At 40.8% G+C, this 8,863-nt stretch carries 6 protein-coding genes; all 6 read right to left on the bottom strand.

Annotated elements, in window-relative coordinates:
* Positions 1-48 precede the first annotated feature (48 nt).
* The 6 genes from B879_RS19540 to B879_RS19565 all read right to left on the bottom strand — a co-directional run bounded on the left by B879_RS19540 (position 49) and on the right by B879_RS19565 (position 8,453).
* Entirely contained in the window at positions 49-921 is an 873-nt protein-coding gene (locus B879_RS19540; RefSeq protein ID WP_009186954.1) for a glycerophosphodiester phosphodiesterase, read from the bottom strand.
* Between the two features lie 523 nt (positions 922-1,444).
* Positions 1,445-2,755 (bottom strand): 30S ribosomal protein S12 methylthiotransferase RimO, encoded by a 1,311-nt coding sequence (gene rimO / locus B879_RS19545; protein WP_009186955.1) that lies wholly within the window; start codon positions 2,753-2,755, stop codon positions 1,445-1,447.
* A 72-nt stretch (positions 2,756-2,827) separates the two neighbouring features.
* On the bottom strand, positions 2,828-3,979 hold the full coding sequence (locus B879_RS19550) for a glycosyltransferase family 4 protein (protein ID WP_009186956.1): 1,152 nt from the start codon (positions 3,977-3,979) through the stop codon (positions 2,828-2,830).
* Between the two features lie 245 nt (positions 3,980-4,224).
* Positions 4,225-6,153 carry a polysaccharide biosynthesis protein gene (locus tag B879_RS19555; RefSeq protein ID WP_009186957.1) on the bottom strand — a complete coding sequence of 643 codons (1,929 nt, stop codon included), beginning with the start codon at positions 6,151-6,153 and terminating at the stop codon, positions 4,225-4,227.
* A 124-nt stretch (positions 6,154-6,277) separates the two neighbouring features.
* Positions 6,278-6,892 carry an acetyltransferase gene (locus B879_RS19560; RefSeq protein WP_009186958.1) on the bottom strand — a complete coding sequence of 205 codons (615 nt, stop codon included), beginning with the start codon at positions 6,890-6,892 and terminating at the stop codon, positions 6,278-6,280.
* 421 nt (positions 6,893-7,313) lie between these two features.
* The gene (locus tag B879_RS19565; protein ID WP_009186959.1) at positions 7,314-8,453 is read right to left on the bottom strand and encodes a hypothetical protein; all 1,140 of its coding nucleotides are present in this window, start codon (positions 8,451-8,453) and stop codon (positions 7,314-7,316) included.
* Positions 8,454-8,863 lie beyond the last annotated feature (410 nt).

Below are 8,863 nucleotides of genomic sequence, written 5' to 3' on the forward strand. Positions count from 1 at the left end.
TTAAACTTTCCTCCTCACTAAGTTCCTAAGTCTCACATTCTATACATCCTAACGCTTCGGCGCCAAATTGGGATAATCCGTAATGATACCATCCACCCCCATCTCCAATAATTTCTCCATCTGCTCAGTCCTATTGACAGTCCAGGGAATCACTTTCATTCCCTTGGCCTGCAATGTTTCTACAATCTCAACAGTCAAGGCATGAAAATAAGGAGAATAAATCTGGGGTTGAAAACCTAATTCGGCCAACTGCTCAGCAGATTTATCCGCCTGTTCTACCAACATGGCCAAAGTAATGGAAGGATGGGCCCTATGGATGTATTGCAATACGCGGAAATCAAAAGATTGGATATTAAAGCGTTCTGGACTTAGCTTTTCCAGTAAAAGGCTGACCACCTTATCTGAAAAGGCAGGAGGTGCAGGATGGTAAAGATCATCGCCCTCAGGCATGCTCTTGATTTCAATATTGTAATTGGGTGATGGAAGTCCAAAGTCAGCCGCATATTTCTCTATCACATCGATCATATCCTCCAACCTCGGTTTGCTTACATGAAACTTCACCTGCTGGGGAAAACCGGGGTGAAACTTGCTGCCACAATCGTATTGCAGCACCTCGGCGTAAGTCAACTGGTAGATATTGTGCGAGCGGTCATTGATTTCCAGGACATTTCCTTCAGGGTCCAGGCAAATGACCGGGTTCATCCAAGGTTCATGGGAAAGGATCACCTCCCCGTCTTTTGTAATGGCCAGGTCAAGTTCAAGGGTTGTCGCCCCTAAGTCCAAGGCCTTAATCATGGCAGGAATGGTATTCTCGGGCATAATTCCTCTGGAACCCCTATGACCCTGTAGGTCATAATTAAATTGGGCCTGTATATTCATGGTCAGAAAAGAGAAAAAGATGATTAGGATATTACGGTGCATGGCTTTTATTTTTTTTCTAATTTAAAACAAGCCTTTAAAAATACCACAGCTGACAGGTTAAATTGATGTGAAGAATGGAGAGTGATGCGTAGAAAATGAGGAATGAAGAGTGAGGAATGAGGAATGAAGGCAAAAGGCAAAAGTAAAAAGGCAAAAGTAAAAAGTGGAGTTCAATTTACAAAAAAGGTCAGCTAGTGTCAAAGGATTCACCTTGTCATTTCCCTGCCCCAAAGGGCGGGACAACAAAACGATGGTCAAGGCCATCGTTCCAAAACCAATCGTCCCGCGTTCGGAAACGCGTGACAACGTACACGCTCCTTTAACCCTTAAGCCTTAAACTCTTAATCTCTCCTATCTTTCCCTCGCTCTCAGTCACTCACGTCCCTAGGTCCCCAAGTCTCCCCTTTTTTCCGAAATCCGCTTTCGAAATCCCACTTAAACATTAAGCCTTAAACCTTTAACCTCTTTCCGCCCCTTCGTCTCTCCGTCTCCAAGTCTCTCAGTCTCCATGTCTCTCAGTCCATCAAACCACCTCCCCATACAAATCAAACTCCGTGGCCTCCGTGATTTTAGCTTCCACAAAATCCCCTATTCTGCAATAGTGTTTGGAAGCATCGATCAACACCTCATTGTCCACTTCCACAGAGTCATATTCGGTTCTTCCTACAAAATATCCGTTCTCCTTCTTATCGATCAATACTTTGAAAGTCTTTCCAACTTTTTCCTGGTTAAGGTCATATGAAATCTGTTCCTGAATTTCCATGAGGTGGTTGGCCCGCTGCTGTTTGACTTCCTCCGGTGTACTGTCTTCCAAAGTAAAGGCATGGGTATTTTCCTCATGGGAGTACGTAAACACACCCAAGCGTTCAAATTTCATCCTTTCGACGAAATCCACCATTTCTTGGAACTCTGCCTCACCTTCTCCAGGATGGCCGGTGATCAAAGTAGTCCTGATCGCGATTTCAGGGATAATATCTCGGATGGAGTGGATCAATTCTTCTTGCTTCTCCCGGGTTGTACCTCTTCTCATGGTCTTCAAAACAGAAGTTGAGCCGTGCTGAAGAGGAATATCCAGATAATTGCAGATGTTGGGCCGCTCTTTCATCACTTCAATTACATCCATGGGGAATCCTGTCGGAAAAGCGTAGTGTAATCTTATCCACTCAATCCCATCTACATCTGAAAGAGCGCGCATCAGATCGGCCAGATTTCTTCTTTTATACAAATCCAAACCATAATAAGTGGAGTCCTGCGCAATCAATAACAATTCTTTTGTGCCATTGGCTGCCTTATGCTGGGCTTCTTTCACCAATTCTTCTATAGGCCTGGAAACATGTCCCCCACGCATCAGGGGAATCGCACAAAATGAGCAGGGCCGATCACAGCCCTCTGATATCTTCATGTAGGCATAATGGGCATTGTGGGTAAGCAGACGCTCCCCGACCAGCTCGTGCTTATAATCCGCCTTGAATTTCTTCAACAAAGCAGGCAAATCCCTGGTGCCAAAGTAGGCATCCACCTGTGGAATCTCCTTCTCCAAATCGTCTTTATACCGCTGTGACAGACATCCGGTCACATACACCTTGTCCACCAGCCCCCTCTCCTTGGCATCTACATATTGTAAAATCGTATCGATGGATTCCTGTTTGGCATTATCTATAAAACCACAGGTATTGATGATGATGATGTTATTATCCTGATTGTTCGATTCATGGCTGGCCTCAATGCCATTGCCTTTCAGTTGGGTCAACAATACCTCTGAGTCCACCAGGTTTTTGGAACAACCCATGGTAATGATATTGACCTTGTCTTTTTTTAATGTTTTCGCCTTCACACGCTTTTCAATTAAGCTGCAAAGTTAAGAATTTTGGATGGAGAATAGGGAATCTCTGCTAAGGAATAAAAATCAATTATTTGACATATGCATTTCATCAGCCACCGGTCTTTCAATCAATGGCTTATGTTTTACACGCTTGGGCCTGTTCTGAAGCACTGGAGGTGCACTTTTGGCATTCTCTTTCACCCTCTTCAAGGTCACTGAATCCAGACGAGCTCCAAAAAGCACTGCTGTAAAAATGATCAATGGCAACATCAGGTAATCAGAATATGCTGCCCCAATAAATATCAGGGCGATAAAAAAGGATTTGACAACACCCAAAGTGAGGGCAACTTTATCATGGCCCAACCCCATACGCATCAGGAAATGGTGCACATGATTTTTATCCGGTGCAAATGGAGAACGCCCTCTTCTTATTCTTCTGGCAAAGATCCTCACTGTATCATAAATCGGGACAATCATCAATGCCATACCAGAGGCAATAGGTGCATTAAACTTCCATGGATTGACAGAAGCCAAATGACCATTGGCATCAATAAACAATATGGTGAGGATTGACAAAGCAAAACCCAAACTCAGGGATCCTGTATCTCCCATAAAAATTTTGGCCGGATGCCAATTGAAAACCAAAAAAGCCAAAACAGAACCCACTAAGATCAATGAAAACAAACCAAATGCCTCCATGCCCACAGCCATAAACCACCATCCAAGGAAACCAAAGGTCAGTACACTGATGGTACCTGCCAATCCATCTAACCCATCAATCAGGTTAAAAGCATTGGTCAGACCAATGATGGTGATAAAGGTTAGCCCGTAACTTATAAGTATCGGCAATTCATAAATACCCATAAAGCCATATAGACTGGAAATACGGATATCAGACATAAATACCACCATAAATGTAGCGACAAACTGTCCTCCAAGTTTTTGAAATGGTGAAAGGTCAACCAAGTCATCCCTTAACCCAACAAAAAACACAAGGGCCAAGGCCGCAATCACATACCTTATCTCTACCAGGTAATCAAGATCCAGCCAAAGGAAGGCGGTTAACAACACCGAAAAGACAATCACGATACCACCCATAGACGGGGTTTCACTTTTGTGGATTTTTCTTCCGCCGGGCTTATCAAGCACATGCATTTTTTTGAATGCGCTTATCAAAACAGGCATAGATAAAAAACCTATCAAAAAGGCAGTCAGAACAGTAAATAAAATATACATAAAAGTCAGATTTAGAGCAAAAAAAGGCAGTAATCGGTTAAAAAACAAATCCCTGACCTAATTTATTTTGCTTATGGTTCGAAATTAAAATAAATGAATTATTTATGGAATTTTTTATATTTTTAAATCTTAAATATTTCTTGCATTTCACACACAGAAATTGTTCGTTTTTAAAACGAAAACCACAGTAATAATATGGTTTACCAAACTTACTTTGGTTGCTTGAATCTTCAGCAAACAATATGTTAATTGAGGATTTGATCAGGCTTATCCAATGCTTCAAACCTAGAGTAATGGCTGATAAACTCCGGTATCATACTTTTCAGTTGCTTTACCAATTCCATTTCATCCCCTGTTTCCACAAAGCCTTTTAATGCTTTCAAGTCCTCATTCATCCTCTGATAATCTGCAGCCATAACTTGGGCTATTTTTATCTTGGGATGGTGTGTGGGTTTGACCAATTCAAAATTATTCAGCAACTCCTCGTACAACTTTTCTCCCGGTCGCAATCCCGAGAATTCAATTTGGATATCCTGTCCCACTCTTTTGCCACCCAATTGTATCATTTTTCGTGCCAAATCCACAATTTTGATGGGGTCACCCATGTCAAAAACATAAATTTCTCCTCCTATTCCCATGACCCCTGCTTCCAATACCAATTGGCAGGCCTCAGGAATGGTCATAAAATAGCGGGTAACTTCCGGGTGAGTTACTTTTACCGGTCCACCTTCCAAAATCTGCTTTTTGAAAAGGGGAATAACAGAACCGTTGGAACCCAATACATTTCCAAAGCGGGTAGTAATGAATTTGGTGTGATGCTGGTAATCCCGCATACTCATATGTCTATCCAAGGATTGTACATACATCTCTGCTGCCCTTTTACTGGCACCCATCACATTGGTAGGGTTGACCGCCTTGTCTGTACTTACCATGACAAATTTATCTACCTGGAAATGACAGGATACATCCGCCAAAACTTTTGTCCCCAGGACATTGGTCCAAATGGCTTCCTTTGGATAAGCCTCCATCAAAGGAACATGCTTATAGGCAGCAGCATGGAATACCACATCCGGATTGTAGGTCTCAAAAACATCAATTACCCTTTTTTTACACCGAATATCAAGAAGCAAAGCTTTGCGAGGCACTCCTTTGTGGAGTGTAAGTAATTCCTGTTCAATCTCATAAAGTGCCGATTCGGCCTGATCCACCATCAAAAGCATGGAAACCTTACAGCGAAGCAATTGTCTACATAGTTCTGAACCTATAGACCCGGCAGCACCGGTTACCAAAACCACTTTACCTGTTAGGTCTTTAATGACATTCTCCTTTTCAAGGACTATCTCTTCCCGACTCAGCAAGTCCTCAATTTTCACATCGCGGATATCATTGGATTTCAACCCTGTATCAAACCATTCCTTGGCCGGAGGGATAATTTTAACAGGGATATCCAATTCCAAACAGGCATCCACAATAATCCGCTTTCTGGAGGGACTGATTGAATTGATCGCTATAACCACCTCCTGCACCTCCAATTTTTCCACTGCCTTTTTCAATCCTTCGATACCCAGAAAAATCTTTTTCCCCTGTAACAGCTTTCCTTCTTTTTTAGGATCATCGTCTACAAAAGCCACAGGCATCCATCTTGAACCCCCGTTACCCGAAAGGGTATGGAATGTTAAAATTCCGGCTTCACCCGCCCCATATATGATGACTTTTTTAATCCGTTCCCTATTGCTGAGGTACTGGGTATAAAAATACAGTTGCTTGATCAGCAGGCGGTAACCCAGCAATAATGGGAAGGCCAGTAATGATGCTATCAGTCCTACCGAAAATGGTATAAATAGCAGGTTATCCGCAAAAGCATACCATTGGTTAGCATACTTCAATGTAAATAAAAAAACATGGCTCAGACCCAACATTTTCATCATGTTGATAAGATCGTTGAGATTGGTGTGCCGTACAATTCCCACATAAGACCGGGTAACCATCATGGCCAACAAGGTCAGGCCGGTAAACACCAAAACAGCAGGAAGTGCCTCAAACCTATCCACCAACTCCAAATTGAAATTGAAGCGGATAAAAAAAGCGAAAAAAGCAGCGTGAAAGATGATCAAGCCATCAATCAATACGATTAACCAACGTGGTACTACTTTCAGGTTTTTAAAAAACTCCATGAACAAATTAAAACAATTACACCTAGGGCAAACTAATTAACACTCTAAATCGGAAATAAAGGTATAAGAAGCAATTAAGAATTACAATAAACTCATTGATTTTGTAAATTAAAATCCTCAGCTTTTACTTCCCTACCACCATAGGAACAGGTTGGGGCATTACTTTATTACCTATCCACTTATGACCATCTGGGATATCCTGATGCACGATACTTCCTGCACCAACGGTACACCATTTTCCAATTTGTACCCCGGGAAGAATGATGGCATTGGCCCCGATAAGGCTTCCCTCTCCCACATTGATCCCCCCACAAAGCGTGGCTTGTGGGGCAATGTGTACGTAGTCTCCAATGTTACAGTCATGATCGATGGAAGCCCCTGTATTCACAATCACTTGATCACCGAGCGTACTGTTCACTTTGACAATAGCCCCTTCCATTACCACACAACCTGAACCCAAATAGGCTCTTTTGGAGAAAATGGCTGAATCGTGAATGATATTGGCAAATCGAACCCTATCCTCAAGATCCAAAGCAATGCGCCTTCTTGTAGCGTTATCTCCAATAGCAATGAACAGGCTGCTTTTGAATATAAAATGATTGGGAATAGCGCCGAGCACCGGATATCCTAAAATCTCTTGTTTTTCTGGGTTATCGTCAAAAATACCATGGATTTTTTCAAATGATTCTATAAGATCTATAATCACCCGCCCATGTCCAGAAGCTCCATATATGTACATAACAAAATATTGATTCAGACTGTAAATAAATACAATTCAAAGGAATTTCACACCAAATAGGTGAAAAAATTCCTAAAAAAACAAAGTTTTAGTATTTTATTTTTTCACCAACGATTTGTTTAAAATAATTAGATTTTATGTTAAAAAACAGAATAAATCGTATCAGTAGTAAAACAATGTATACATTCAGAATTGCTTATGATTTACAATTTTTGTCATTTTTTTGATTTCCCCAGCCAAGAATGCTTCATTTTTTGTTAACTAGGTTATTAAATAAAATTAAACAGAGCCAATGGACTGACTTTTTTTCATTAGGTAATAAAAAAAACACTACTTGCACAATTGTGCGATTTCTACATAAAAAATAAAAAAGGACAACAAAAATGCTGTCCTTTTTAAATCATTCATAATAATTATCTACCTATTGATCCAATAGAGAGTTCACAGAGAGGGAAAATGCACCACCTTGACCTTGACGGATAATGGTAATTACCACTTTATCCTCACCAATTTGATTCATAGAAGATATGGCACCAGCAACACTGCCGTTCGGCAACATATCCACTCGAACTTGATTATTTGCCGTAGTAAGTTTGAATATTTTATTTCCTTCGAAACCTACTAATTGATCACGGACAACAGTGTAATCAGCCCTTATCAAATCCTCATTTAGGTCTGTTTCTCCTACTAAATTCCTGTTTTTGCCCTCAGGCCCTGAAACATAAACCACCAACTTGTCTCTTCGTCTGTCTTCTTCAATAAAAAACACCTGATTGCCTTTTTCAACTGCCACCACACGGTGCTCACTTAACTCCTCTACATTCCCGTCATGGTCAATCAAGTAAGAACGTCCTTCAATATTGACTATGAAAAAGTTTTCATTAGAGCTTACAGCAGATGCTTCCACATAAAAGTCCCTAATATTTTCATCAACAATCAAAGTGTCTTTGACTACCACTACTCCATCTTCCAAATCGGTTTTAAGCAACAGGAAACTAGGGTTATTAACAGAAAGTCCATCTTTAATTGTCCTGTAAGGCACCAAAACAGCCGTTCCTGATTTGTTTACACCCAAGACATCACCTTGCCAGAACTGTATGTCCTCAAAAGCTTTGAATGCCGGATCGATTTCACTTAATCTCAAAGTAATTTGCTTGCTAGGGTCCAATTCACCCATTGGAAAAATCAAGACATCCAATTCGGTACGGGATACAAAAATTTTATCTGAAAGCGGTAATTTATACCTGCCCAATCGGGTAAGGTAATCTCCTAAAAACTGACGTTCATTTTCAGTTTCTAGACTCGCATCATAATAAAGAAAATTCCTTCCTAATGCGGTAAATTTACCATCTAAGTAGGTGGAATTGTACATATCCTCAGAGAATACACTAACCCTATTCCAGTTTACGTTACTGGTTGGCGGTGTAGTCGGCTCCTCATTGACGGGAGGTTCGTTGACAGGAGGAGGAGTTGGTTCAGGATCATCTGAGCAAGAATAACTCAGCAATACACCTAGGGACAGAACGAGTCCCCATCTGGAAGTAAAGAATGACTTTTTCATATGTTACGCTAAATTTATTAATTCGTCTATTTGATGGGGCTAAATTAAAAACACTTTTTTTAAAAAGCAAAAATTTATATATAAAAAACATTTTTATTTGTTCGGAAAATATTTTCATGACTGCTAGGGCTTCATAAAATCAACTCGAGTGATTTTGGCGCTAATTAATATAAAAATTCAGAAAAACAAAAAATGTTGATGGAGTTGACCTAAAGTAATTTTGTTGTAATGGTTGTCAGGTGTCGTGACTTGAGCCATTATTAGGTGGAATAAGAGCCAAGAGGGTGAAAACCATTAAGGAGTTAAGGCTTTTAAGGTGTTCATTAAGAGGGGGAAAGGAAAGTGGGATTTCGAAAGTCGGATTTCAGAGAAGGTCGAGCTTGTCTTTAGGACCGTCATGCTAAGCGGAG

Source organism: Cecembia lonarensis LW9 (genome assembly GCF_000298295.1).
Taxonomy (GTDB): domain Bacteria; phylum Bacteroidota; class Bacteroidia; order Cytophagales; family Cyclobacteriaceae; genus Cecembia; species Cecembia lonarensis.